The organism is Cryobacterium frigoriphilum, from assembly GCF_004403305.1.
In the GTDB taxonomy this organism is placed as follows: Bacteria; Actinomycetota; Actinomycetes; order Actinomycetales; family Microbacteriaceae; genus Cryobacterium; species Cryobacterium frigoriphilum.
The window spans coordinates 52,733-76,793 of the sequence record NZ_SOHE01000088.1 but is presented as its reverse complement, the minus strand read 5'-3'; the positions used below and the strand labels follow the sequence as shown (position 1 = coordinate 76,793).

Sequence of the window (24,061 nt, the reverse complement as noted above, 5' to 3'; positions counted from 1 at the left end):
GCTACCCGGACTCCTCAGTGCTACCCGGACTCCTCAGTGCTACCCGGACTCCTCAGGCCTACACGGACTCCTCAGCGGAGACATGCTCGATGATGAAGTCCGACCCCGGGTAGACGACGCTGCGGTGACCGTCGTGAAAGCGCACCTCGTAGGGCGGGCCTCCGTCTTCGCCGCGTACGTCCAGAATCTCGCCGTGCCGGTCGGGATTGCCGACCGACTTGCCGCGAATCACTATTCGATCTCCCTGTGTGGCGCGCATGATTTCCTCTCGGGTGCAGAACTCTCGGCAGTCTGTCGACCGCCAAACTACGCCGGGCAGCGGATGCCGCACAAGGGCTTCTAGAAGGGGATGATTTCGTCGGTGGGGATCGGGAGGGCCCAGAGCTCGTCGAGACTGAGTGGCCGGGGTTCGAGCGCCTGCAGGTCGGCCTTGATCTGCGCCTTGGTCTTCGGCCGGATGGGCACCGGGATCGGTGGGTTCATGCGGGCGTCGGGGAAGGTGGGGTAGTGCCGACCGGCGGGGCTGATCCAGTGCAATGCGCCCTTGGAGTCCTGGCTGACTTCCCAGCCTGTTTCGTGCTTGAGCCGATGGCTGTGGCGGCACAACAGGGCGAGATTATTGAGGTTGGTTTCACCGCCGAAAGACCAGTCGTGGGTATGGTCGACATCGTCGTGGGTGGCCGGCTGGGTGCAGCCGAAGAACCGGCAGGTTTGATCGCGAATCTCGACCGCCTTGCGCAGACCGGCCGGTACCTTGTAGCGGTCGCGACCGACGGAGAGCACGACTCCGGTCTCGGGGTGCACGAGCAGGCGGGTGAATCCGGTGGCCGTGCCGGCAAGGCGGCGAGCAGTTTCGGGGTCGATGGGCACGGTGCCGTCGAGGATGCCGGGCTCGTCACTGTGGCCCATCAGGGTCATGACCGGCACGGTGACGTGAACGGTGGCGCGCACCCCGTTGCCAAGGCCGGCGGCGGTGACACCCTCGATGAGCAGGTCGGCGGCGATGTCGGCCCGCAACTGTGCCCGGGTGCGGCCGTCGTCGGCAGAACGAAGCTCCTTTGCCATGCGGGTCAGGCGGTGGAAGATGGCGTGGGCGTCATCGGTGGGCAGGAGCAGGTCGAGAAAGCTCATGCCGTCAAAGGTGTCCTTGAGCCGCACATACCGTTCGGCGACGGCTTTCGTGTGACGTTTGGTGATGGATTCCGGATTCAGGCGTTCCCGTACCCGCACGGCCCGACGCCGCAGCTGCTCAATCGAGAGCCACTCGGCGTCTTTCAGCACGCGCTCCTCGAACTCGCCGAGCAGTGCGTCCGGCAGCACTGCGGACTGGTCGACGGCGACCTGCGCGTGTTCGTAGCTGATGTCGCCGCTGCGCAAGCGGCCAAGCGTCGCGGGCAGATAGTGAACGAGTCGTTCACTCTCGTAGAGCAACGCCCGGGTTTGGTCGTGTGTCTGGCGCAGCAGGGCGCTGACTTCGGAGACCAGGGATTCTTCGGCCACTCGCTGCGGTGTCCACCGCGGGATCTCCCGGCCCGCGGCATCCCGGGCCGGCTCTGTGCCCGGCTCGAGCACGGGGCGGCCGGGGAGCTGCAGGCCGCGCATGTGGATTTGCACTGCGTCGAGTGCCACGGCTCGATCGGCGGCGTCGGCCGCCATGCGCCGGTGCGCCCCCTCGACAACGTCGAGCAGGAGGTTGCACTTCTCCATCCCCGGTACCCAGGCCCGACGGGCTTCCTCGGCGGGATCCGCTGGCGGTTCTCCCGGCAACGGATCGGTCAGGACCGCAGCAGCCAGCGCCGGATCAGCCAGCGCCGGATCAGCCAGCGCCGGATCAGCCAGCGCCGGATCGACCAGTGCCGGGTCGACGAGTGCCGGGTCGACGAGCGCGTGCATCGTTAGTGTGTTCTGGTGATCCCCTGCTGCATCGGGCGGGTGATCGGGGGGAGGCACCGGAGCATCCGGTGCCTCATCTGGCATTTCCCGTGAAATAGTCATAGCACTATTTTCTCATACCGCGCCCCAAAACTCGAGCATAATTCAGGAATGAGCACAAAAAAATCATAGGTGTGTACTAGCAATCCCCTAACAGGCTCGAGCATCGGGCGAGTTTGCACAGCCCGGCAGGGGCACACGAAAGTGGTACAAAAAAACCCCCGCATTACCGGGGGTTTTTGTTGTGGGCGATACTGGGATCGAACCAGCGACCTCTTCCGTGTCAGGGAAGCGCGCTACCGCTGCGCCAATCGCCCAATTGGGCTTTTCTACAATGCTGCAAACTCAGCCAGGGCTGGTTTTCAACATTCGAGCGGATGACGAGATTCGAACTCGCGACCCTCACCTTGGCAAGGTGATGCGCTACCACTGCGCCACATCCGCATGTTTTGTCCGCATCGCTGCGCACTTAGAAGACTCTAGCTGATTTTTCGGACCTCCGTGAACACACGGCGATTTCGACCAGCCCGCGCGGGCCATGCGGCCCCGAATAAACAGCTCATCAGGGGTTAAAAACAAAATGACCCCCGAGTGATCGGGGGCCAGGATGGTGGGCGATACTGGGATCGAACCAGTGACCTCTTCCGTGTCAGGGAAGCGCGCTACCGCTGCGCCAATCGCCCATGCCTCATCGTGCCGCTTGTGTGTCCAGCGAAATGGAGGTGGATACGGGATTCGAACCCGTGTATACGGCTTTGCAGGCCGCTGCCTCGCCTCTCGGCCAATCCACCGCGTGGGTACAGTGCAGAAAAATGTATGAACTGCATAAACAAAGTGGAACCGGCCTCGCGGCCGATTCCATTTTATTCGAGCGGATGACGAGATTCGAACTCGCGACCCTCACCTTGGCAAGGTGATGCGCTACCACTGCGCCACATCCGCACTGCCCGCATCTCTGCGTGCTTTGAAGACTCTAGCCGATGGATACCCGAATAAACAAAACCGAGTCAACACGGCGTGTTGGCCCCGCCTCGGTGCACGAGGTGCCGCTGATCTGGGCTAGTATCAGTAACCGCGGTTGAATTCAGTTCGAAGTCAGCTGCGGCAGAAATGTACTCTTGGGCGATTGGCGCAGCTGGTAGCGCGCTTCCTTCACACGGAAGAGGTCGTGGGTTCAAGTCCCGCATCGCCCACCACAGTTTGAGGCAATACTGACACCCCCGGCTCGCCGGGGGTTTTTTGTATTCCCGGGCAGCGGGAACGGCCGGCCTTGCGCACGACTGAACAGACGTTTAGCATGTTGAACGTGCGTACAACGAAAGTATCTGCCCCGGCCGACCTGACCGCTCAGGCCCGCATTCGGGACGCCGCCATCGGGCATTTCGCGACCGACGGCTTCGACAAGGCGAATTTGCGGGCCATTGCCGCCACGGCCGGAGTCAGCGCCGCGCTCGTTCTGCACCACTTCGGCAGCAAAGACGGGCTGCGCGGGGCCTGCGACGACTACGTGCTCGGCGACCTGATGCGCACCGCCCACGACGAGACCAGCCCCGAAGGGCTGCAGGACGTCATGAGGCGTTACCTGAGCAATGCCGCCGACTACCAGTCGCACCTCGACTACATCGGCCGGGCCATCAAGGAGGACTCCCCCACCGCCCGCCGGTTTGTGGACACCATCGTCGATGAATCGGAAGCCATCGTCATCGCCGGCATTGCGGACGGCAGCATGCGCCCCTGCTCCGACCCCCGAGCCCTCGCGGTGTTCATCGCCATGTCCAGCCTGGCCATGATGACCCTCGGCCCGGTCGTTGCGCGCTCGCTCGGCTTCGACGCGATGGGACCGGCTGTCTTACAACGGATGGCACTGCCCTCGCTCGAGCTGTATACCCACGGCCTCTACACCGACGACTCCTTTCTCGTAGCGACGCGGCAGGCTCTCGCCGCCGTGCAGACCTCCGATTCACCACCGGACATCAGCCGAAAGGAACAACCCTCATGAGCCATGTCGGAACCGCAGAAGCACCGCAGGGGCGAGGAGTGGCATCCGTCGCAGACCCGGACGCGGCGATTGAGGCCGTCGATCTCGTGAAGAAGTTCGGCACCAGCCTCGCCCTGGCCGGGGTGAGTTTCTCGGTGCCCCGTGGCAGCGTGTTCGGTGTGATCGGCCCCAACGGTGCCGGCAAGACCACCACAATGCGCGCGCTGCTCGACATCATTCGGGTGACATCGGGGCGGGCGACCGTGCTCGGCACCGACTCCCGCAATGCCGGCCCCGAACTGCGCCGGCGCATTGGCTATCTGCCGGGGGAACTGATCCTGGAGGGCCGCACGAGCGGGCGCCGATTGCTGAAGCACTACGTCGATATCTCCGGGCCGGTGCCGCGCGGCAAGATCGACGAGCTCGCAGAGCGATTCGGGCTCGACCTCGATCGCCCGGTGCGCAAACTCTCCAAGGGGAACAAGCAGAAGCTCGGCATTGTGCAGGCCTTCATGCACCAGCCAGAACTCCTCGTGCTCGACGAGCCCACGAGCGGGCTCGACCCGCTCATGCAGCAGGAGTTTCTCGGCCTCGTCAGCGAGGCTCGCGAGGCCGGGCAGACCGTGTTTCTCTCGTCGCACGTGATCAGCGAAATTCAACAGGCCGCGGATGTGGTCGCCATTCTGCGCGGCGGCAAGATCGTGACCATCGCGAGCGTGGAGGAGTTGCGGCAGTCCGCCATCCGTCACCTGCGCATGATGGTGACCGGCGTGAGCCCGGCCGAGCTGCGGGCCCTGCTCGCTCCGCTCGATGGAGTCGGAAATCTTGAGTGCACCCGCAACTCGGCCGGGACGACCGAAGCCACGGCAACCCTCGGCGGTGAGATTCGCCCCTTCATCCAGGCGATCTCGACCCTTGCGCTCACCGATCTCGTGCTGGAAGAACCCGATCTGGAAGAGTCCGTGCTGCGGCTGTATACCGTCCCGAACGCTGCCGGCCCGAATGGGGATGTTTCATGACTACCGTCGACCCGACCGCGACCATGCGCCGGGCGCCATTCCCGATCTTCGGCAAGGTCTTCACCGACAGTTGGCGTTCCCTGATCGGCTGGGGTCTGGGCCTCGCCGCCGCATCCGCTCTCTATCTGCCGCTGTTTCCGAGTATGAGCGGCGACGCGGCCATGCAGGACCTGATCAACAGCCTGCCGCCGGAGCTGACCCGCACCATCAATTACGACCAGATCGGCACCGGCGCCGGCTACGCGCAGGCCACCCTGTTCGGCCTGATCGGCTTTCTGCTCATGAGCATCGCGGCGATCAGCTGGGGCGCCTCGGCGCTCGGTGGCGATGAGGAATCCGGGCAGCTCGAGCTCACCCTGGCCCACGGCGTGACGCGGGTCGAGGTAGCCGTGCAACGCTTCCTGGCGATGGCGGTCAAGATTCTCACACTGGCCGGCCTCACGTTTGTGCTGGTCTGGGCGCTTAACGGGCCCTCGGAGCTTGACATCGAGCCGCAGAACCTGTTCGGCACGAGTGTGCTCTTCGGCGGACTGATTCTATTCACCGGAAGCGTCGCGATTCTCTGCGGCGCTCTCACCGGGCGACGGGTCTGGGCAATCGCCGGCGGCGCGGCGGTCGCCGTGATCGGTTATGTCTTCAACGCGATCGGCAATCAGAGCCCCGATCTCGAGTGGCTGCACGCCCTGTCTCCATACAGTTGGGCGTTCGGCGCGAACCCGATGACGAGCGGCGCCGACTGGGGCATGGTCGCCGTCTTCTACGGTCTGTCTCTGCTGCTCGGCGCGGTCACCGCCCTCGTGCTGCGCCAGCGCGACATCGGAGTCTGAGCCCGGCCGACCGCTACGCTCACCTCATGGACACTGAGCTATTCATGGACACCGAGCTATGCATGAACACTGAGCTATGCATGAACACTGAGCTATTCACAGACCCCCCGCGAGCTGCACCCGACCGAGCGGGCAAGCGGATGCTGGCGGTCTGCGCGATTCCCTTCCTCGCGGTGGCGCTGCTCGCCGGGTGCAGCGTCTCCCCCTTCAACGTGCTGACTGATGACCAGCGCACTGAGCTGCGCGACGGCTCGAGCGACTACCAGCAGCAGGTGCTCAGCGACCTCGTCGTCGACGAAGCCGAATACCGCCTGTCGGTCGACGATTGGTACGAGTGTGTCGTCTCGGCCGGCGCCGACCCATCCGAAATCGCGCAGACAGGCAATTCCCTCAGCTTCGACTATTCCATCGAGCGGGCCACAGAATCCCAGGTCAACGCTATTGGGCGGGTGGCCGACGCGTGCCTGTTGGAGTATCACGACGCGATCGGCCGGGTCTGGGTCTCCCAGGGGACAGACCTGAGCTGAACCCGTCGAATTGGAGTGCACGGCATCCGCTGCAGCCCATGTGCCAGTCCACTGTGAGATAGCCGGTCCTGCCCCCGACGCGTTGCGACGCTGCGACGCTGCGACGCCGAACTGTTCGACTGGGCGGATCCGGCTGGAGCCCCGTCGCCGCGGAGATCTCCGCCGTTGACAACTCCTCCTTCATCGAAGCGGGTTCCGTCGCGGGCAGCGGCATCCCCGGCGGAATCGGCGGCCGGCCGGGGTACCCGGCGCGGGCGATCGTCTACGTCTGAGTGCCCAACGTAGAGCAGGCACTGATCACGGCCGAACGCCTCGGCGGCACGCGGGTACTCGGCCCCACGCGCGGCGCGGCAGGCGGCATCGTGGTCGGTCACTTCACCGATCCGGCCGGCAATCTCGTCGGTGTCGCCGGTGTCGCCGATGTCGCCGGCCCCGTCTGAGAGCGGCCGAGGAGCGTCCGTGGCGGGCACCGGACACTCAACCGAACGGCTGCGTCCGTGGCGCACGACCCGCGCAGCGGCGCACCTCCCGCGCAGCGGCGTACCTCCCGCGCAGCCGGTGCTGAAACGGAGTCCCGAGACGAACATCGTGCGCTGCGCGGGTACTGCGCCGCTACGCGGGTGGCGCACCTCCCGCGCAACGGCGCACCTACCGCGCAGCGGCACACGGCCCGGCCGGCGCGGTCGGGTCAGTCGGCGAGCGGGATGACCTCGATGCGCTGTGCCGGGCCGCAGATCACGAGCACCCGGTTGCCCATCACCCCGACCAGCGCCTGAACTAGATCGGGTGCGGCAATGGATGCCTCCCCCGGCCCCGCGACGCGCCACACCGTGACCTGCGCGCCGGTCGCGTCACGCACCGCCGCGACCAGCTCGGCTTCCGGGGCACCGTCACCGGTGGCCGCCCCGATGACGAGCGTGACGCGGGCGATCGTACGGGCGCGGGCAGGGGCATCCGTCGCGAGAACGGCACGGTCGCTGCGCCAGACGCCGAAGTGATAGCCGGCGACGAGGGTCGCCGCTACGAGCACGCCCAGCGGCGCACGCACGCGATCGAGCAGACTGCCTCTGACGACGGGATCGAGCACGAACTCGAACACCTGAAAGCCGATGATGAGCAGCGTGATGATCGCGGCCACGGCGCTCAGACCGAACACGGTGATCAGGTAGACGCGTCGCCCCGCGAAGGCCCGCTCGCGCGGGGCTGCCGGCTCGGTGGGGCGCCAGGTGAACCACCACACCGGCCCACCGATGATCAGCGAGCTCAGGCCGCCGAGCAGCAGCGGGCGAAGATCGCCGCCGACCAACGGCTGCCCGAAGGTGGCCAGGAGAGAATTGACGACAATTCCGATGCCGGATGCGGCGGCCGCCAGACCCGCCGCGCTCGTGACCAAGCGGCCGGCCTGCCGCGTCGCAGGTGTTCGCCGTTCGGCGATGGCCCGGTGGTACACCCAGACGAGCAGGCCGACCAGCGCCGCGGCGAGCGCAGCGGCAGCCGGGTCGAGCAGTTCGGCGAGAGGCTCGACGCGATCGAAGACGAGTCGCAGCAGCAGATACAGCAGTACCCCGAAGCCACCGAGAGCCAGCAGGCTCGCGCCGAGCACTCCGACGAGCACGAGGGCGACGGCCGCGAAGGTGGTGGTGACCCGGCGAGCGCCGAGGCGTGACCAGTACCACCACCAGATAGCGGCGCCCCCCACTGCCCAGACGAGCGCCTTCAGAGTAATGGTCCACCACGGATCACCGACCAAGGTTTGGGCGGACTCCCGCAGGGCAACGTCAAACAGGCCCGAGAGCAGCGTCACCGCGTTGGCCGTGGCGACCACGAGCCCATAGGCGGCGCCGACCACGAGGGACACCGTGATCAGCCGCAGGGGGCTCTTCTCGGGGTGGCGGGCCATGCGCGCGTGCCAGACCCAGACCGCGGCCCAGACCAGCCCGGTGCCGAGTTCGCGGGGCCGCCACTCCCCCTCGACGAGCGACGCGACGGTCGCCAGCAGGGCCGTCGCCGAGGTGATCAGGGCGACAGTCGTCATTCCCGCGAGGTAGAGGCCCCACGTGAGGGCCGCGCGCTCGGCGGCGTCACCGGCCCGCCGCCACACGGCCCACCACAGCACGGCGGCGAGTGGCCCACCGATGAGGGTGAAGGCCAGCGACTGGGCGAGACCGGATGTCCCGTCCCCGGCGAGCGCGTCGACACCGCCCGGAAGGTTGCCGGGAATGGCCTCGAAGAGACGGCCAAGAAGCCCGCCGAGACCGACGGCGCCGATCGTGACGAGCACGAAGAGCAGCACGAAGACGATGAGTCGGCGCACGGTCTGTTGAGCGGAGCCGGGGGCTGGCGGGCTCCCGGCGGTCGCGGCCGGCCCGAAGGGAGTGGGCGGCGGTGCGGGTGGCCCCGCGGGCGGCACCATGCTGGCAGCATTCATCAGTTGCGCGCCGCGTTGGTGCAGACCGCGAGTTCCCAGGGGCTGCCATCGATCAGCCACTCGCCGTCGACGGTCACAAGGTCGAAGGTGCGCTCGCTCTCGAACTCCGAGGAGCCGAACGGGCCATTGCCCTCGTACGTCGTCACGATCGACACCCGCACATCGGCCGAGCTGTCGCGCTCGGTCGTTGACACGAGCACGACCCGCAGGTTGTCGGCCTGCAGATCGGTGAACCGTTCGCAGTCCTCCCGCACCTCGGGGGCGAGATATTCCATCGCCGCCGTCTCGTCGCCGGCGATGACGGCCGCGGAATACCGCTGCACGACGCCCTCCGGCGTGGCGGGGTCGAGGGCCTCCGGCTCCCCCCGGGAGAACACGACCACGAGCGACACAACGACGAGCACGGCGATCACCCCCAGAACGATCAGCAGGGTGCGGTCGGGGCGTGGGGGTTTCATAGTGCTCATCTTGGTGGACCACCCCGCTCCGCGGCTACGCCCCGCGCGGGGTTGCCTGCACCCGGGCACCCGAATATGCTCGCGACACGCTCGCGCGGCTGCCCGGGCGAACGGATGCTGCGCGAGGAGACCCTCATGACCGTGAAATTCGCCCTGCTGGCCCTGCTCGAAGCGAAGCCCGGACGGGAACAGGCCGTCTGGGACTTTCTGCAGGGCGGTCGCGACATTGTGCTCGGCGAGCCCGCGACCGTGACCTGGCATGCCTTTCGGGTCACGGACGCCACCTTCGGCATCTTTGACACCTTCGAGACCGAGGAGGGCCGACAAGCCCACCTCACCGGTGCCATCCCGGCGGCACTGGGTGAATTCGGGCCGACCCTGCTCGCGAAGGATCCCGACATCCGTCTGCTCGAGATCATCGCCGAGAAGTAGCCGGACACGGCAGCGAGTAACGCGCCAGTAACGCGTGCGGGAGCACTGTGGTCGGGTCACCGCAGACGGTGGCGCGCGCCGACCGCGCGCCGAACCTAAGGAGCCTTGATGACCTGGAACAGTTGGTTCAGCCATGGAGCACCGACGGCCGGTTTCACCGGCGGCCCGTCGATCGTGTCTCGCAATAACGCTGTGTGCAACATCTACGTGCGCGGCGGCGACAACGCGCTCTGGCAGAAGGCCTTCTTCAACGGGGCCTGGCACCCGTGGGGCCGCCACAACGACGGCGCCGTGCTCGCGAGCGAACCCGCCCTCGGATCAATGGGCCCGAACCACGAGCACATCTTCGTGCGCGGCACCGACGGCGCCGTCTGGTCCAAGGCCTGGAACGGCGCCGGCGGATGGTCCGGCTGGTTCAGCCACGCGGCCCCCGTCGCCGGCCTGACCGGGGGCCCCGCCATCGTGTCCCGCAACAACACCGTCTGCAACATCTACGTGCGCGGCGGCGACAACGCGCTCTGGCAACGGGCGTTTTTCAATGGCTCCTGGCACCCGTGGGGCCGCCACAACGACGGCGCCGTGCTCGCGAGCGAACCCGCCCTCGGATCAATGGGTGCCAACCACGAGCACGTCTTCGTGCGCGGCACCGACGGCGCCGTCTGGTCCAAGGCCTGGAACGGCGCCGGCGGATGGTCCGGCTGGTTCAGCCACGGCGCCCCCGCCGGCGGAATGATCGGCGGGCCGACCATCGTGAGCCGAAACAGCGGGGTCTGCAACATCTACGTGCGCGGCACCGACAATGCCCTCTGGCAGAAGGCCTACTTCGACGGATCGTGGCACGCCTGGGGCCGCCACGACGATGGTGCCGTGCTCGCGAGCGAGCCCGCACTGGGCTCGATGGGCCCGAGCCACGAGCACGTCTTCGTGCGCGGCACCGACAGCGCCGTGTGGTCAAAGGCGTGGAGCCTGGTGCCGACCGTGATTCTGCACCTCAAGGTGCTCACCAACCCGACCTCGTTCACGGTCGACCAGATGGTGGCGTCGATGCGCGATGTGTACGCGAGCCGGGGCATCAACGTGGCCGTGGGGTCGCGGGAGACGCTCGACCTTCCTCTGCTGACCGACGTTGATGTCAGCACCTGCATCATGGGCACCACGACGGCCGAGCAGAACCAGCTCTTCGCCAACCGCAACGGCGTCGGGGCCAACCACGTCGTGGCCTACTTCGTTCGGTCAACCAATCCGCCGGGCAACGGATGCGCCGCCCACCCGGCCGGACGCCCCGGCTGCGTGGTCTCCTCGACCTCGAGCAGCTGGACCCTCGGCCACGAGATCGGCCACGTGCTGGGGCTGCCGCACGTTTCTCCGTCGGACCGGCTGATGATGGGCAACGGCACCTGGAATATCACCAATCCCCCGCCGGACCTCATCGACACCGAACGCGCCACGATGGACACGAGTCCTCTCACCGTCAATATCTGACAGCGTCAGTACCTGACAGCATCAACAACTGATTTCGCACTCACCCTTCTGGAGGATTTCATGCCCGTAACCATGCGCGACGTGCGTGCCGTGCTCGACCCCGACGAGGTCGACTATTCCGCCGGGGCCCGCCTCGGCCCCGAAGCCTTCGACTATCTGCTCGCACTCGTTCGCGACACCGACCCGGGGCTCGCGGCGAAGGCCGCCTACCTGGCCGGCGTGATTCGGGGCGAACGCTCCGAAGAGGTGGTCGCGGCCGCGGCGGCGAGCGAGGACGCCCTCGTGCGAGTGGCCGCGGCATCCGCTGCGGCCCTGCTGGCCCCGGCCTCGGCCAGCCGGGTGCTGAACGACCTCGTTGTCGACCAGGACTCCGGCGTGCAGAAACTGGCGCTGCGGTCGGTGCCGGCCGATCCATCGCCCGAGCTGCGCAGCCGGGTGCGCGAGGTGTCGGCCGGCGCGGCCGAACCCGGGCTGCGGGCGATGGCCGACAACGTCCTGCGCGGGCTGCATTAGCGGGCGGCCAGACCCGTCGACCGGCTCCGGATGCAGCACCGCCTAGGCTCGGGGCATGGATCTTCTGCTCGACATCTGGGCGCTTCTGAGCGCCCGCACCGAGCCGCTCCCCGTCGCCACCGTCTGGCTGACGATCGCGGCCGCGGCCCTGCTCGTGCTCGTGCCGTTCACTTGGCGCGTGACCCGGCACGTGGTCACGATCGTGCACGAGGGCGGCCATGGACTCGTCGCGGCGCTCTGCGGACGACAGCTCAGCGGCATCCGGCTGCACTCGGACACCTCGGGACTCACCGTCAGCCGAGGCCGCCCGTCCGGGCCGGGAATGATCTTCACCCTGCTCGCCGGGTACACCGCCCCGGCCCTGCTCGGCCTCGGTGCCGCCTGGCTGCTCGGCCTCGGCCATGCTGTGGGTCTGCTCTGGATACTGCTCGCCGCGCTCGCCCTGCTGCTCGTGCAGATCCGCAACTGGTTCGGGCTGTGGTCGGTACTCGTGACCGGGGCCGTAGTGTTCTGCGTGACCTGGTTCGGCTCGAGCGCGGTGCAGAGCGTCTTCGCCCTGCTCGTGACGGCGTTCCTGCTGCTCGGTGCGGTGCGCACCGTCGCCGAACTGCAGGTGACCCGTTCTCGGCGCCGCAGTTCGGGCTCGGATGCCGACCAGCTCGCCCGACTGACCCACATTCCGGGTCTGTTCTGGGTCGTCGTGTTTTTTGCCGTGAGCCTGGCCTGTGCTGCGCTCGGCGCTCAGTTGCTCGGCCTCTACTGCGTGGTGCGCTGCGCATAGCCCCCGGCCGGGGCACAATGAGGGCGTGACTACCCACGGCGCGCCCCGACCGTTTGACGCCGGTTACGGCATCCGACGCAATCTGCTGCGATCGGATGCCTCGGAGCGGGCCGATCGCGTCACCTACATCGAGCTGTTCTTCGACCTGATCTTTGTCTTCGCCCTGACGCAGCTCTCGCGCTACCTGTACGAGAACCAGTCCTGGGTTGGGGCGCTCGAATCCGCCGTGCTCGTGCTCGCCCTGTGGTGGGTCTGGGTGTACACGACCTGGGTGACCAACTGGCTCGACCCCGCACAGCTCACCGTGCGCGGCGTCGTCATCGGTCTGGCCCTCGTCGGGCTCGTCGTGAGCACGTCGATCTACGAGTCTTTCGGCGACCGCGGAATCGTCTTCGCGGTCGCCTACGTCGTGCTGCAACTCGGCCGTACGGCATTCATGCTCATGGCCGTCGCTCGGCATGACCGAGAGCTGCACCGCACGTTCGTGCGGATCCTGGTCTGGCTCGTCGTGGCCGGGGCGCTCTGGATCGTCGGAGCCCTGCTGCCGCTCGAGTATCGCCTGCCGCTCTGGCTTGCCGCCCTCGCACTTGAGTACGTCTCGGCGAGTCTCGGATTTCGGGTGCCGGGCCTCGGCCGCTCCGGCGTCGAAAGCTGGGATCTGTCGGGACCGCACATCGCCGAGCGCAGCGCGCTCTTCGTGATCATCGCGCTCGGCGAGTCGTTCCTCGTCACCGGATTCGCCTTCGTGGCTCAGGAATCGTCACTGTTCGGGGTACTGGGGCTGCTGCTCGCGTTCCTGAGCGGGCTGTCGATGTGGTGGCTGTACTTCGACCACAGCGAACGAGCCGGCGCGAAGGCTCTGGAACGTTCCGCCGAACCGGGCCGCATCGCGCGCGTCGCCTATACCTACGTACACGCGGTGATCATCGCGGGTATTGTGCTGTGCTCCGTCGCCGACAAGGAGATTCTGGAGCATCCGGCCGACGCGATGACCCTCTCGACGGCCGTCATCGTCGCGGGTGGCCCCTTTCTCTACATCGTGGGCATGTTCCTGTTTCGGTTGCGGGTGACCGGCGAGGTGCTCAGGTCCTACCTCGTGGGCCTGGCACTGTTGGCCCTCGTCTTCACCATCGCTGTGCTCGGTGAACCGACCGTGATCTCCCCGCTCGGCCTCGGTGCCCTCAGCGTGGGCTCACTCGTGATCGTCGCCGCCTGGGAGACCGTGGTGCGGGTGCGCCGCGGCACGACGGATGCCGACGCCGGCTAACAGGAGCCGCGAAAGCGGGTGAATCGTCGGCAGGACCTTCTCAAACCGACGATTCACCCGCTTTCGCGAGAAGGCGCGGGGCTAGAAGTCGAAGCCTCCGCCGAAATCGCCGCCACCGAAATCGCCGCCGCCTCCTCCGAAGTCACCACCCGCGTCACCGCCCGCGTCACCACCGGTGTCAGAACCGGCGTCGCTGCCGGCGTCACCCTCGGCGGCGGCATCCGTTTGACCGGCGTCCATCGGCAGAAAGGCGCTCACGAGCGCCGAGCCGATCACGAACCCGGCAATGGTACCGAGCATGGAGCCGCCGATCATGCCGGCCATGCCCATTCCGCGCTGGCCGCCCTGGCCGCCTTGGTCGCCGCCAAAGGACCGAGTCAGCGTGCCGGGCTCTCGCAACTCTGCCCGGGTGGCCGCCTTCGCGAGGGAGGCGGGCTGCGCGTCTGCCGGGCGCTCACTCGGCTCGACGGTCTCGGTCAGCTGACGAAAGAGCAGGTCGCGCTGCTCGTCCGTGAGTTTGCTGAAGGCCTCGGTGTGCACCTGCTCGATGGTTTCGGGTGGGGCCGTGCGCAGCAGGTACTGGTAGCGCTCAACGGCGATCTCGTCCTCGCTGCGCTGGGGCGCCCGCTGCGCCGACTCGCGGCGAGAGGGGGTGTCGGGTGACTGTTCTTTGCGGCCGAGAATGAAATCGAGAAAGCCCATCATGTTCTCCTGTGTGCTCGTGGTGGGAAATCAGTCCATTAACGATCCCAGCCCATTCTGAATGAACGCTGGGCTTTTCCTGTTCCGTCAGGCGCCGCCGGAGGTGCCGAACCAGGTCGTGACCCCGGGTGAGTACAGCACCGAATCCGGCTGCCGGTCCACCAGCCCGTCAAACCCCGCGACCGCCAGCAGGGTGTCATCGAGGTGCACCAGCTCGGCGGTGAACAGCTGCCACGGCTCGTGGTGGTTACGCAGATGCACCAGACGTCCGCGGATGCTCGTGAACAACGCCCAGCGGGCCGTCAGAAAATCGGCGAGCGGGTCCCCGACGACGGGGACCGTGCTGGACCTCACCATGATCGTGGTGTGTGCCGCCGCGGCACCGTGGCGCACCGAGGTATAACTCAGGAGCGGCGCATACAGCTCGGGTGAGCTCGGCTGTTGCGGGTAGGCGAGGCGCGTGCGCGACCACATATAGGGCAGACGAAACAGCGCGCGGGCCGCCAGCACCGCGGCGAGTCGGCTCGCCTCGAGCGAAACAAAGACGACGCCGCGGCGCCCCTGGGCGTCGACGGCATAGAGGCGCACGTTGACCTCGACGAAATTGCCGAAGTACGGAACCGGCGGGCTGCCGAAGACCGTCGCCCGGTCAAGCACGAACGGAATCAGGCCGACCCAGCTCGAGCCGTCGAAGACGTCGGGACGCAGCCCCGCCGGCAGCAGTGGCGCGACGTCTGCCGCGTCGACGCGCCAATGGATAAAGACCAGATTAGACCAGCGCTGGCTGGCCGAGGCCCGGCCCGCCAGGGCGGGCGCGATGGCGCTAATGGGCCGGGCAGCGGCATCCGTCATATTTCTCCGGAATCGGGTGGAGCGTGGTGAGTATGCCCAGAATACTCCGGCCGAATACTGCGGCCGAATACTGCGGCCGAATACTCGGCCGGCCTTTCCTGGCCGTGACCAAGTTGAGATGATAATGTCATAACAACTTGCCATAGAGTGGCCGGTGTAAGGGAAGGGCGTGCGAGATGGCGATGGACAAGCAGGAGACGATTCTGCCTAATGGCCTGTTCATGGATCTCGAACGGTCCGGCCCGATCCCACTGTACTTTCAGGTTTCCCAGCGCATCGAGAAGGCGATTCTGAGCGGCGAACTGCCCGCCGGCAGCCGCCTGGAAAACGAGGTGGCCCTGGGCGAGCGCCTGGGCCTCAGCCGCCCGACCGTGCGCCGCGCCATTCAGGAAATCGTCGACAAGGGACTGCTGGTGCGCCGACGCGGCATCGGCACCCAGGTCGTGCACGGCCAGGTCACCCGCAAGGTCGAGCTGACGAGTCTCTACGACGACCTCACCAACACCCAGAAGGTGCCCTCCACGACCCTGCTCGTGCTCGAGACGGTCGCCGCCGATGCGTCGATCGGCGAAAAACTCGCCGTGGCCGAGGGCAGCCCCACCCTGCACCTGCGCCGGGTGCGCCTCGCCGACGACGTGCCGGTGGCCGTGATGGAGAACTGGCTGCCCGAGGAATTCATCGGCATCGAGCCCGACGACCTCGTGCAGCACGGTCTCTACCAGGTGCTGCGGTCCCGCGGGGTGACGATGCGCGTGGCCCGCCAGCGCATCGGCGCCCGCAAGTCGACGGCCGAGGAGTCAGCGCTTCTCGACATCGATAAGAACTCCGCCCTGCTCACGATGGACCGCACCGCGTTCGACAACTCGGGCCGGGCCGTGGAGTTCGGCCACCACTGCTACCGGCCCGACCTCTACTCCTTCGAAGTCACCCTCGTCGAGAAGTAGCGCCCGGGTACGACACAGCCGCCGGGCACATCGGGCCCGGCGGCTGTGTCGTACCCGGTGCGTCTCGGTCGGCTATACGCGCGAGTACTTGCGGCGGAACTGCTCCTCGAGGTCTTCGAGGGTGCGGCCACGGGTCTCGGGCGCCGCCGTGATCATGAACAGAACGCCCAGGGCACAGACGGCCGCGAACAGCAGGAAGGTTCCGAAGCCCATCGCGGCGATGAGCGACGGGAATGCGAGCGAAATCAGCGCGTTGGTGAGCCACAGCACCAGTACCGTCAGCCCGATCATGCGACCGCGCATCTTGAGCGGGAAGATCTCGGCGATCATCAGCCAGACGACCGGCCCGATCGTCGCCTGAACGATGCCGATGAAGAGCAGGATGCCCGTCAGCAGCAGCCACGGGCGTGCCGGGTTGTCTTCAGGCAGCCACAGGCCGACCGAACCCACGAACAGGTGACCGACGGTGGTGCCGACGAAACCGACGATGAGCAGCGTTCGGCGATTGATCTTGTTGATGAAGGTCAGGGCCAGGCTCATCGCGCCGACGGCCATGACGCCGTTGAAGACGTTGAACGTGATCGCGGTCTCCCCGAAACCGGCCTCTTCGAGCACCTGGGTGCCGTAATACATCATGGAGTTGATGCCGGTCAGCTGCTGGTAGGCGGCCAGTCCGATGCCGACGAAGAGCAGGTGACGAATCCACGGTGTGCGGAAGATCTCCGCGTACGTGCCCGCCTTTTCCTGCTGGCCGATGGTGGCGAGGGCACGCACCTCGTCCATTTCGGCCTCCGCACGTTCGACCGAGCGGATGGTGCGCAACACGGCGAGCGCCTCATGGTCGCGCCCCTGAGCGATGAGCCAGCGCGGGCTTTCGGGCATCCGCAGCATGCCGAAGAAGAGAAAGACGGCCGGCACCACGGCAACGGCGAGCATGTAGCGCCAGGCGTTCTCGTCTTCGCCGAACACGTTGGCGATGATCGCGTTGATCAGGAAGGCGAGAAACTGTCCGGTCACGATCATGAGTTCGTTGCGGGAGACCAGGCCGCCGCGCTTTTCGAACGGTGCGACCTCGGCCAGGTAGACCGGCACCGTGACGGATGCCCCGCCGACGGCGAGCCCCAGAAGAAAACGGAAGGCCAGCAGGGTAGCATAGTCCGGGGCGATGACGCAGCCGCCGGCGCCGACGAAGAAGAGCACGGCGAGCAGGATGATGTTCTTGCGGCGACCCATCGAGTCCGACAGCCGCCCGCCCAGGAACGCTCCGACGGCTGCACCGATCAGCAGGGTGAAGGTAATGAGCCCTTCCTGCACGGCGTTCAGGCCGTCGGGGGCGAGTGCCCCCGGAGCGATCATGAGGGACAGCGCGCCGTTCAAGACGCCGGTGTCATAGCCGAACAGCAGACCGCCGAATGTCGCCACCACGGCGACGAGGCCTATTCGCTTGTTGTAGGCACCGTTCCCCAAGGGGGGAAGGGTGATGTTGACCGTACTCGTAATGGGTGAACCGTTGGACACGGGGGCCTTTCAGATTTCGCACACGACACTGTGCTCTCGGTGATCTGACCACCGAACGGGATCAGATCACAGAAACGGGAAATGTTAGGACAAACTTGTGTAAAGACAAACTATCAAACTATTTCCGTGTCGCGAGCCACTCACGCCGAGCAGGCTGACAGACCAACAGGGGCGACCCGGGTCAAAGACCCGAGTCGCCCCTTGTGACCAGCTGCTTAGAACTTGCCTTCTCGGAACCGTTGCAGGCCGACGGCTCCCTCGACGACCGCGGCGGTGAGCTCCTCGACGCTCGTGTCTTCGCGGCGGGAGTCCATGATCTTCTTGCCGTGGTTCATCACGATGTGACGATCACAGACCTGATACGCGTGGTGCAGGTTGTGGGTGACGAGAACCGAGCTGACGCCCTCGCCCTTCAACTGCGTGAGGTAGCCCAGCAGCGCCTCGGTGGCCCGCACGGCGAGGGCCGAGGTCGGCTCGTCGAGAATGAGCAGACTGCGCTTGAAGTGCACGGCCCGGGCGATGGCGACCGCCTGGGCCTGACCGCCAGAGAGCGAGCTCACGAGCTGCTTGGGGCTCTTGATGCCCTCGATGGTGACGACGCTGTCGAGCACCTCGGCGGCGACGGCATCCATTTCTTTCATCTTCATGAAACCCAGCCGGTTCGTGACCTCGCGGCCCATGAAGATGTTGCGGGTGATCGTCATCTGGGGCACCAGTGCGGAGTCCTGGAAGATGGTTTCCACGCCCAGCCGCTCGGTGACCTCGCGGTTCATCTTGTCGATCTTCTGACCGTCCCAGAAGAAGTCCCCGGCGGTCGAATCGACCACGCCCGACATAATCTTGACCAGCGTGGACTTTCCCGCGCCGTTGTCGCCGAGAAGTCCGACGACCTCGCCCTGACCGATTTCAAACGAGACGTCTTTCAGCACGGTGTTGGGGCCGTACTTCTTGGAGACACCCTCGATGCGAAGAAGTGCGTTACTCATCGCGCTTTCCCTTCCATGAGCTTGTTGAAGATTGCCGCGATGACGATGGTGACACCGACGAACAGGGTGATGTAGAAGCCGGGCGCCTTGGCCAGCAACAGGCCGTTGCGGATGAGCTCGATGAGGGCGGCTCCGACGATGATGCCGATCACGCTGCCGCGTCCGCCGGTGAGCGAGGTTCCACCCACCACGGCCGCAGCGATGGCGAAGAGCGTGAAGTCCTCCGTGGCCGTACCTCCGGGCTGAATCGAGGAGGTGCGCACGGCAATCAGGATGGAAGCGAAGCCGACGAGCCCGCCGAAGATGGCGAAGGACATGAGCTTCACCTTCTTGGTGTTGATCGAGATGGCCTCGGCGGCAGCCGGGTTTCCGCCGACGGCGAAGATGTGGTTGCCGAGGCGGTGACGGTGAACGAAGAACCAGGCGACAACGCCGATGATGAGCAACCAGACCAGCTGAGAGCGGAAGGAACCGAAGTTGTGCGCGAACAGGAACTCCATGGTGCCTTCGCGTGAGGTGGTCAGTGCGGCGGGAGAGGTGCCGTTGATGAAGATGCCGGCGCCCATCCAGAAGAAGCTCATGCCCAGGGTCGCGATAAAGGACGGGATCTTGGTGTAGACGACGATCAGGCCGTTGATCAGGGCAACCACGACACCCGTGCCGACGCCGGCGGCGATTCCGAGCCACAGTCCGGCGGCCTCTGAGGTCTGGATGAAGATGATGGCGCTGAGGGTGATGTTCGCTCCGAGGGAGAGGTCGAACTCTCCGGCAATCATCAGGATGCCGGCGGCGAGGCCCAGAATGGCCAGCACCGGCACGCTCTGCGAGATGACGCCCGACAGGTTGTTCGGATTCAGGAACGCGAAGCCGGTGGGCGAGATGAGGCTGGCGATGACGTAGCCGGCCAGCAGAACGACGAGAACGATGCTGATTTCGAGGGCGCCCCTGCCCCGGATGAACTGGAGGTTGTAGGCCAGGCGGCCGAGGTAGGTGTCGGGTTCGCCTCCGGTCTTGCGTCGCACGGTGACGGCTTCCGTCGGCAACGGGACTTCGAGAATCGGGGTCTGTTTCCTGGGGGATGAATTTCCGGGGGTTTTGTCTGACATGGTTTCTTTCCTTTGAGCACGTCACGGTGCCGGGAAGTATCGGGGTGGAGGAGAGCTGGGGCGGGGCCGGTCGAACCTGGTTCGACCGGCCCCTGCGGCAAATGGAGCTGCGGGGACTGCCGGAGGGCGGCTACCAGCGCACGCCCTGGAGGTCATCGGCTTCGATGTTCTCGACCGTGTCTTCGGTGATCAGGCCGAGGCCACCGGAGTTGATGTTGGCCGGTGAGAAGCCGAAGTCGAGCGCGAGCACGCCCTGCATGGTGGACTGGAAGCCCTGGATGTAGCCCTGCTGGTCGGCGGTGGCGAGGATGACGCCATCCTTGAGGCCCTGAACGATCTGGGGCGCGGTGTCGAACCCGATGATGGCGACGTCGGAGAGTCCGGCGGCCTCGAGAGCGGCGGGCAGGTTGCGGTGCGGGGTACCACCGACGGGAACGACGGCCTTCACGTCGGGGTTGGCCACCAACCACGAGGTCAGAGCATCGAGCGCACCGGCGTCGTCGCCGCCCACTCGCAGCCACTGCTCCTGCGGCAGAACGCCGATGCCGGCTTCGGAGAGCACGTCGTACGCTCCGCCGCCGCGCTGCAGGGCGTAGGGCTGGTCGGGTTCCTCGGCCGTGATGAGCACCTTGTCACCCTCTTCGACCTTGCCGGAGTCCAGGAGCGCCTGCCCGACGATGGTACCGACCTCGTAGAAGTCCTGGCCGACGAAGCCGGAGACGCACTCGCCCGCGGTGTCGGGGGCCGGAACGTTGTAGGAGATCACCGTGATGCCGGCATCATGGGCCTGGCACGCGACGTCAACCCAGGCTTCGCCCTCGTTGAAGGGCATGAAGATCACGGCCGGGTCGGTCGCGATGGCCGTCTGCACGAGCGTGACCATCGTCGCCGGGTCGGCGTCGGCGGTCTGGTGGGTCAGGGTGAGATTGCCGAGTTCGGCGGCATCCTCGGCGCCCGAGAGGATCTGAGCCCAGAAGGCATCGGATGCCGGGTTGTAGTAGGTGATGAAGTAGGCTTCCCGGTTTTCCGCCCGAGCGCCGAAGCCCGATTCGAGGCCGGCCGTGCTGGATGAGGCGTTTTCGGTGGCGCTGCCGGCCGTGCAGCCGGCGAGCGTCAGAGCGACCGCGCCCACGATGGTGATTGCCGCGAGTTTGCGGCCCTTGGAGGAGGATGTGAGTGTCACTTCGTTGTGTCCCTTCGTCGTCGATCGCTGTGAAACGTCGACCTCAGCTTCTTTGCTGGTCTGAATGTAGTTAAGGAACACACACCCTGTCAAGACTTTGTCAGGACATATTTACTTTAATTTTAATGACGAATGCCCCGGAGCATTCTCCGGGGCATTTCGTGGTTCACCGGCCCGCTGCGGGCCGCGCATCAGGCCTGTTTGATGCTGCTCAGCATGGCCTCACGCTGAAAAACAGCCGTCGCGGTGTTGGTTTCATTCTCGGCGAACACGCTCGACACCATGACGGTGTCGGAGCGGTCGAGAAAGCCGATCTCCTTGAGTCCGCCGAAGAATTCGGGCCAGTTCACGTCGCCATCACCCATTTTCAGGTGCTGGTGAACACGCACCGCGTTGCCGGGCGGGTTCGTGATGTACCGCAGACCGTGGGAGGCGTTGTGATCCATGGTGTCGGAGACGTGCACCAGGCGCAGCATGTCCCCCGCCGCCCGCATGATTTCCAGCGGCCGGTTGCCGTAGTGAAAGGTGTGCGAGGCCACGTAGACAAAGCCGAAGTTCTTCGAATTAATGCCTCGAATGACACGGATGCCGGCGAGCCCGTCTTCGACGAAGTCGTCGGGATGCGGGTCGATCAACACGGTCAGCCCTTCCCGCTCGATGATCGGAACCAGCTCCTCCATCGAGCGGTAGAACGCCCGTTCCGACTGCTCGGCCAGCTCGGGGCGACCGTTGAACTCGGTGTTCATCGTCTGCACCCCGAGATCGACCGTGATCTGGATCGCCCGCTTCCAGTACCGCACGGCCGCTTCACGGGCGTCTTCGTCTGGGCCGGACCACCGGAGGACCGGCAGCACCGATGCGATGCCGACCCCGGCATCCGCACACGCCTTCTTGAAAGCCGCGACGAGGTCGTCATCGGCCTTCGGATGGTTGAAAAACGGAATCATGTCGGCGTGCGGCGTGAGCTGCAGCCACTCATAGCCCAGGTCGGCGGCCACCCGGGGAAATTCAAGCAGCGTGTGACTGTGATGGAAGGGGGTGGGGTCAAGGGCGATCTTCACGACGGGTCCTGTCGGATTGTGATGAGGGAGTCGGGGATTAGACGGTGACCGGAATCGCACGTCCTGAGCTGTAGAAGGCCGGCCGGGGCACGTACTGCACCTCGACACGCTCGCCGGTCTCCTGTGCCCGCACGCCGGCCTCGCACGCCGCGGCGACGAGGTAGCCGTCCCATGCGCTCGGTCCGTCGATCTCGCCCTTCTTGGTGGCGGTCACCCAACGCTGAATCTGCGCGTCGTAGGCGTCGGCGAAGCGCGTCTTGAACGTGGTGTGTTCTGCTCCCCCGTACTGGCCATCCTGCCAGAGGGTGAGTCCGGCGGTGCGACCGATCTCGGCCACGCCCTTCTCGAAGACGGCCTCGGTGCGCACCTGGTAGCCGAACTGGATGTTGACGTTCATCTCGACGTCGGCGAGGATTCCGGACTCGGTCTCGAGCAGCACCAGGATCGGGTCGTTGAGCCAGCTCGGCGCAAGTGAGTTGCGCTTGGGACGCTTGACCTCGACGGCCACGATCGGCGAATCGGTCAGAAAGCGCACCACGTCGATCTCGTGCACGACGGAGTCGGTGATCAGCATGCTGTCGGTGTAGCCCTCGCCCGTGGTCGGGTTGCGGTGCGCGCAGTGCAGGGCGAGGAGTGCGCCGGTGCGGTCGGATTCGATGAGGGCCCGCAGCTGGGCGTACTCGCGGTCGAAGCGGCGCATGAAGCCCACCTGGATGAGCTGCTTTCCGGTGGCCTCCTCTGCCGCCAGTACCCTCAGCGACGACACCGGATCTTGCGTGAGCGGCTTCTCGCAGAGAATGGGCAGGCCGGCCGCGAGGGCAGGCAGCAGCACGGTCTCGTGGAACTGGCCGGGCGTGGCCACGAGCACGGCGTCGATGTCATCGCGCTGCAGGGCCTCGGTGAAGCTCGTGAGCGCGACGGCCCCGGGGGCGAGGGCCGCGGCCGCGGCACCGCGGGCGACGTCGGGTTCGACGACGACACTGACACGGGCGCCGACGATGCGCTCGGTGATGCGGTTGATGTGGTCGGCGCCCATCTGGCCGGCTCCGACGACGGCGATGCGAAGTTCTGACATGGTTGTACTCCTCGGTGAGTTGTGAAGACGGGGGAAAGCGGGTCTAGCGGATGCGCGCCGCTTGCGTGCATCCGAAGATGTGCTCGCGGGTGCGGGTGGCGATGGGGAACGGAAAGTCGATCTCACAGCCGTACATGTCCTGCTCGACGATCGCGAAGATCTCGGGGTTGATGCGGCTGACGGCCTCGATGATCGGGGCCAGCTCCGGGATGCCGAGCGGCGGCTCGCACATCACGCCCAGCGCGACGGCCTCGACGAACGGGCGATCGTTCTTGAGGCTGTCGGCGAGGATGCTCGGTTCGACCTGCTTGAGGTGCAGGTAGCCGATGCGCTCCGGGTGCGCCTCGATCAGCTTGAGGTTGTCGCCCAGGTAGTAGGCGAAGTGACCGGTGTCGAGGCAGAGGTTGGTGAAGGCGGCATCCGTTTCGGCGAGGAAGCGTTCGACCTCCTGGTAGGTGCCGACATGGCTGTCGGCGTGCGAGTGGAACTGCTGGCTGACGCCGAATTCCTCGAGCAGGGCCTTGCCGAGCTTGTCGTGGCCGGCGCCGAGCCGGGTCCACTGCTCGTCGCTCAGCGTGCGGGCCTCGAGTACCTCGGCGGTGGCATCGCTGCGCCACAGGTCCGGAATCACCACGAGCTGGCTGGCGCCGAGCTTCGAGACCAGACCCGCGACATCCAGTGCCTGATCCCAGGCACGCTTCCACTGGTCGTCTCCCTTGTGGAATCCGGTGAAGACCGTGCCGGCCGAGAGCTTGAGGTCGCGTTTGGCGAGCTCGTCCTCGAGCTGGGCGGGGTCGGTGGGCAGGTAGCCGAAGGGGCCAAGCTCGAGCCAGTGGTAGCCGGCCGCCTGAACCTCGTCGAGAAAACGCTCCCAGGGGATCTGCTTCGGATCGTTCGGAAACCAGACGCCCCAGGAGTCGGGCGCGGTGCCGATGCGCAGCTGCTGAGTCGTGGCCAGCGTTTCGGTGCTGGCGAGAGAGGTGCTCATGG

General features: G+C 66.2%; 24 protein-coding genes and 6 tRNA genes. 12 read left to right on the top strand and 18 right to left on the bottom strand.

Going from position 1 to position 24,061, the window contains the following annotated elements; all coding sequences use genetic code 11:
- Nucleotides 1-58: 58 nt before the first annotated feature.
- From E3T55_RS19405 to E3T55_RS19370, 7 genes are all read right to left on the bottom strand, one after another.
- Entirely contained in the window at nt 59-259 is a 201-nt protein-coding gene (locus tag E3T55_RS19405) for a DUF1918 domain-containing protein (protein ID WP_134521167.1), read from the bottom strand.
- An 80-nt stretch (nt 260-339) separates the two neighbouring features.
- Nucleotides 340-1,893, bottom strand: a complete 1,554-nt coding sequence (locus tag E3T55_RS19400; RefSeq protein ID WP_166791850.1) for an HNH endonuclease signature motif containing protein — start codon at nt 1,891-1,893, stop codon at nt 340-342.
- A 284-nt stretch (nt 1,894-2,177) separates the two neighbouring features.
- Nucleotides 2,178-2,249: transfer RNA gene (locus E3T55_RS19390), tRNA-Val, on the bottom strand.
- 55 nt (nt 2,250-2,304) lie between these two features.
- A tRNA-Gly gene (locus E3T55_RS19385) sits at nt 2,305-2,376 on the bottom strand.
- Nucleotides 2,377-2,540: 164 nt separating this feature from the next.
- Nucleotides 2,541-2,615, bottom strand: a tRNA-Val gene (locus E3T55_RS19380).
- Between the two features lie 34 nt (nt 2,616-2,649).
- Nucleotides 2,650-2,723: transfer RNA gene (locus E3T55_RS19375), tRNA-Cys, on the bottom strand.
- Between the two features lie 79 nt (nt 2,724-2,802).
- A tRNA-Gly gene (locus E3T55_RS19370) sits at nt 2,803-2,874 on the bottom strand.
- A 178-nt stretch (nt 2,875-3,052) separates the two neighbouring features.
- Between E3T55_RS19370 and E3T55_RS19365 the strand changes: the two genes are divergently transcribed.
- From E3T55_RS19365 to E3T55_RS19340, 6 genes are all read left to right on the top strand, one after another.
- A tRNA-Val gene (locus E3T55_RS19365) sits at nt 3,053-3,128 on the top strand.
- A 110-nt stretch (nt 3,129-3,238) separates the two neighbouring features.
- Nucleotides 3,239-3,931, top strand: coding sequence for a TetR/AcrR family transcriptional regulator (locus E3T55_RS19360; protein WP_198418612.1), 693 nt, complete (start codon nt 3,239-3,241; stop codon nt 3,929-3,931).
- Nucleotides 3,928-4,929: an ABC transporter ATP-binding protein gene (locus E3T55_RS19355; protein ID WP_134521164.1), complete on the top strand. Its 1,002-nt coding sequence runs from the start codon at nt 3,928-3,930 to the stop codon at nt 4,927-4,929. The genes E3T55_RS19360 and E3T55_RS19355 overlap by 4 nt, the downstream gene beginning before the upstream one ends.
- Nucleotides 4,926-5,756: an ABC transporter permease subunit gene (locus E3T55_RS19350; RefSeq protein WP_241993163.1), complete on the top strand. Its 831-nt coding sequence runs from the start codon at nt 4,926-4,928 to the stop codon at nt 5,754-5,756. The genes E3T55_RS19355 and E3T55_RS19350 overlap by 4 nt, the downstream gene beginning before the upstream one ends.
- An 80-nt stretch (nt 5,757-5,836) precedes the next feature.
- A complete protein-coding gene (locus tag E3T55_RS19345) occupies nt 5,837-6,283 on the top strand; it encodes a hypothetical protein (RefSeq protein ID WP_134521163.1) in 447 nt (148 codons plus the stop codon).
- Between the two features lie 272 nt (nt 6,284-6,555).
- A complete protein-coding gene (locus tag E3T55_RS19340; RefSeq protein ID WP_166791849.1) occupies nt 6,556-6,723 on the top strand; it encodes a VOC family protein in 168 nt (55 codons plus the stop codon).
- Nucleotides 6,724-6,971: 248 nt separating this feature from the next.
- Here the strand turns inward: E3T55_RS19340 and E3T55_RS19335 are convergent, their stop codons facing one another.
- Both E3T55_RS19335 and E3T55_RS19330 read right to left on the bottom strand, forming a co-directional pair.
- On the bottom strand, nt 6,972-8,696 hold the full coding sequence (locus E3T55_RS19335; RefSeq protein ID WP_241993162.1) for a DUF5671 domain-containing protein: 1,725 nt from the start codon (nt 8,694-8,696) through the stop codon (nt 6,972-6,974).
- 14 nt (nt 8,697-8,710) lie between these two features.
- Nucleotides 8,711-9,169, bottom strand: coding sequence for an LpqB family beta-propeller domain-containing protein (locus E3T55_RS19330; protein ID WP_134521162.1), 459 nt, complete (start codon nt 9,167-9,169; stop codon nt 8,711-8,713).
- 75 nt (nt 9,170-9,244) lie between these two features.
- Between E3T55_RS19330 and E3T55_RS19325 the strand changes: the two genes are divergently transcribed.
- From E3T55_RS19325 to E3T55_RS19305, 5 genes are all read left to right on the top strand, one after another.
- Nucleotides 9,245-9,601, top strand: a complete 357-nt coding sequence (locus E3T55_RS19325) for a putative quinol monooxygenase (RefSeq protein WP_241993161.1) — start codon at nt 9,245-9,247, stop codon at nt 9,599-9,601.
- A 108-nt stretch (nt 9,602-9,709) separates the two neighbouring features.
- Nucleotides 9,710-11,083, top strand: coding sequence for a DUF8189 domain-containing protein (locus tag E3T55_RS19320; protein ID WP_134521161.1), 1,374 nt, complete (start codon nt 9,710-9,712; stop codon nt 11,081-11,083).
- A 60-nt stretch (nt 11,084-11,143) separates the two neighbouring features.
- Entirely contained in the window at nt 11,144-11,596 is a 453-nt protein-coding gene (locus E3T55_RS19315) for a hypothetical protein (RefSeq protein WP_134521160.1), read from the top strand.
- A gap of 55 nt (nt 11,597-11,651) precedes the next feature.
- Complete coding sequence (locus E3T55_RS19310; protein WP_134521159.1) at nt 11,652-12,377, top strand: M50 family metallopeptidase; 726 nt, start codon at nt 11,652-11,654, stop codon at nt 12,375-12,377.
- A 25-nt stretch (nt 12,378-12,402) separates the two neighbouring features.
- The gene (locus E3T55_RS19305) at nt 12,403-13,644 is read left to right on the top strand and encodes a low temperature requirement protein A (protein WP_166791848.1); all 1,242 of its coding nucleotides are present in this window, start codon (nt 12,403-12,405) and stop codon (nt 13,642-13,644) included.
- Between the two features lie 81 nt (nt 13,645-13,725).
- Here E3T55_RS19305 and E3T55_RS19300 read toward each other — a convergent pair whose 3' ends face one another.
- The gene (locus E3T55_RS19300) at nt 13,726-14,346 is read right to left on the bottom strand and encodes a hypothetical protein (RefSeq protein WP_134521210.1); all 621 of its coding nucleotides are present in this window, start codon (nt 14,344-14,346) and stop codon (nt 13,726-13,728) included.
- Between the two features lie 87 nt (nt 14,347-14,433).
- A complete protein-coding gene (locus E3T55_RS19295; protein ID WP_134521157.1) occupies nt 14,434-15,198 on the bottom strand; it encodes a YqjF family protein in 765 nt (254 codons plus the stop codon).
- Nucleotides 15,199-15,380: 182 nt separating this feature from the next.
- Between E3T55_RS19295 and E3T55_RS19290 the strand changes: the two genes are divergently transcribed.
- Nucleotides 15,381-16,142, top strand: a complete 762-nt coding sequence (locus E3T55_RS19290; protein ID WP_134521208.1) for a GntR family transcriptional regulator — start codon at nt 15,381-15,383, stop codon at nt 16,140-16,142.
- A 72-nt stretch (nt 16,143-16,214) separates the two neighbouring features.
- On the opposite strand, the gene E3T55_RS19285 is transcribed toward E3T55_RS19290, so the two are convergent.
- The 7 genes from E3T55_RS19285 to E3T55_RS19255 form a co-directional block, all read right to left on the bottom strand.
- The gene (locus E3T55_RS19285; RefSeq protein ID WP_134521156.1) at nt 16,215-17,660 is read right to left on the bottom strand and encodes a sugar porter family MFS transporter; all 1,446 of its coding nucleotides are present in this window, start codon (nt 17,658-17,660) and stop codon (nt 16,215-16,217) included.
- Nucleotides 17,661-17,875: 215 nt separating this feature from the next.
- A complete protein-coding gene (locus E3T55_RS19280; RefSeq protein WP_134521155.1) occupies nt 17,876-18,646 on the bottom strand; it encodes an ATP-binding cassette domain-containing protein in 771 nt (256 codons plus the stop codon).
- Nucleotides 18,643-19,752, bottom strand: coding sequence for an ABC transporter permease (locus E3T55_RS19275; protein ID WP_134521154.1), 1,110 nt, complete (start codon nt 19,750-19,752; stop codon nt 18,643-18,645). Before E3T55_RS19275 ends, E3T55_RS19280 begins: the two co-directional genes overlap by 4 nt.
- A gap of 130 nt (nt 19,753-19,882) precedes the next feature.
- The gene (locus tag E3T55_RS19270) at nt 19,883-20,935 is read right to left on the bottom strand and encodes a substrate-binding domain-containing protein (RefSeq protein ID WP_166791847.1); all 1,053 of its coding nucleotides are present in this window, start codon (nt 20,933-20,935) and stop codon (nt 19,883-19,885) included.
- Nucleotides 20,936-21,126: 191 nt separating this feature from the next.
- Nucleotides 21,127-21,996, bottom strand: coding sequence for a sugar phosphate isomerase/epimerase family protein (locus tag E3T55_RS19265; RefSeq protein WP_134521152.1), 870 nt, complete (start codon nt 21,994-21,996; stop codon nt 21,127-21,129).
- Between the two features lie 37 nt (nt 21,997-22,033).
- A complete protein-coding gene (locus tag E3T55_RS19260; protein WP_134521151.1) occupies nt 22,034-23,071 on the bottom strand; it encodes a Gfo/Idh/MocA family protein in 1,038 nt (345 codons plus the stop codon).
- A gap of 43 nt (nt 23,072-23,114) precedes the next feature.
- Nucleotides 23,115-24,059, bottom strand: a complete 945-nt coding sequence (locus E3T55_RS19255) for a sugar phosphate isomerase/epimerase family protein (RefSeq protein WP_134521150.1) — start codon at nt 24,057-24,059, stop codon at nt 23,115-23,117.
- Nucleotides 24,060-24,061 lie beyond the last annotated feature (2 nt).

What these genes read in the sequence shown, in the direction of transcription:
- E3T55_RS19405 (WP_134521167.1), bottom strand. Translation starts at nt 259, where the DNA reads ATGCGCGCCACACAGGGAGATCGAATAGTGATTCGCGGCAAGTCGGTC.
- E3T55_RS19400 (WP_166791850.1), bottom strand. Translation starts at nt 1,893, where the DNA reads ATGCACGCGCTCGTCGACCCGGCACTCGTCGACCCGGCACTGGTCGAT.
- E3T55_RS19355 (WP_134521164.1), top strand. Translation starts at nt 3,928, where the DNA reads ATGAGCCATGTCGGAACCGCAGAAGCACCGCAGGGGCGAGGAGTGGCA.
- E3T55_RS19350 (WP_241993163.1), top strand. Translation starts at nt 4,926, where the DNA reads ATGACTACCGTCGACCCGACCGCGACCATGCGCCGGGCGCCATTCCCG.
- E3T55_RS19345 (WP_134521163.1), top strand. Translation starts at nt 5,837, where the DNA reads ATGAACACTGAGCTATTCACAGACCCCCCGCGAGCTGCACCCGACCGA.
- E3T55_RS19335 (WP_241993162.1), bottom strand. Translation starts at nt 8,696, where the DNA reads ATGGTGCCGCCCGCGGGGCCACCCGCACCGCCGCCCACTCCCTTCGGG.
- E3T55_RS19330 (WP_134521162.1), bottom strand. Translation starts at nt 9,169, where the DNA reads ATGAAACCCCCACGCCCCGACCGCACCCTGCTGATCGTTCTGGGGGTG.
- E3T55_RS19325 (WP_241993161.1), top strand. Translation starts at nt 9,245, where the DNA reads ATGCTCGCGACACGCTCGCGCGGCTGCCCGGGCGAACGGATGCTGCGC.
- E3T55_RS19320 (WP_134521161.1), top strand. Translation starts at nt 9,710, where the DNA reads ATGACCTGGAACAGTTGGTTCAGCCATGGAGCACCGACGGCCGGTTTC.
- E3T55_RS19315 (WP_134521160.1), top strand. Translation starts at nt 11,144, where the DNA reads ATGCCCGTAACCATGCGCGACGTGCGTGCCGTGCTCGACCCCGACGAG.
- E3T55_RS19310 (WP_134521159.1), top strand. Translation starts at nt 11,652, where the DNA reads ATGGATCTTCTGCTCGACATCTGGGCGCTTCTGAGCGCCCGCACCGAG.
- E3T55_RS19300 (WP_134521210.1), bottom strand. Translation starts at nt 14,346, where the DNA reads ATGGGCTTTCTCGATTTCATTCTCGGCCGCAAAGAACAGTCACCCGAC.
- E3T55_RS19295 (WP_134521157.1), bottom strand. Translation starts at nt 15,198, where the DNA reads ATGACGGATGCCGCTGCCCGGCCCATTAGCGCCATCGCGCCCGCCCTG.
- E3T55_RS19290 (WP_134521208.1), top strand. Translation starts at nt 15,381, where the DNA reads ATGGACAAGCAGGAGACGATTCTGCCTAATGGCCTGTTCATGGATCTC.
- E3T55_RS19280 (WP_134521155.1), bottom strand. Translation starts at nt 18,646, where the DNA reads ATGAGTAACGCACTTCTTCGCATCGAGGGTGTCTCCAAGAAGTACGGC.
- E3T55_RS19275 (WP_134521154.1), bottom strand. Translation starts at nt 19,752, where the DNA reads ATGTCAGACAAAACCCCCGGAAATTCATCCCCCAGGAAACAGACCCCG.
- E3T55_RS19260 (WP_134521151.1), bottom strand. Translation starts at nt 23,071, where the DNA reads ATGTCAGAACTTCGCATCGCCGTCGTCGGAGCCGGCCAGATGGGCGCC.
- E3T55_RS19255 (WP_134521150.1), bottom strand. Translation starts at nt 24,059, where the DNA reads ATGAGCACCTCTCTCGCCAGCACCGAAACGCTGGCCACGACTCAGCAG.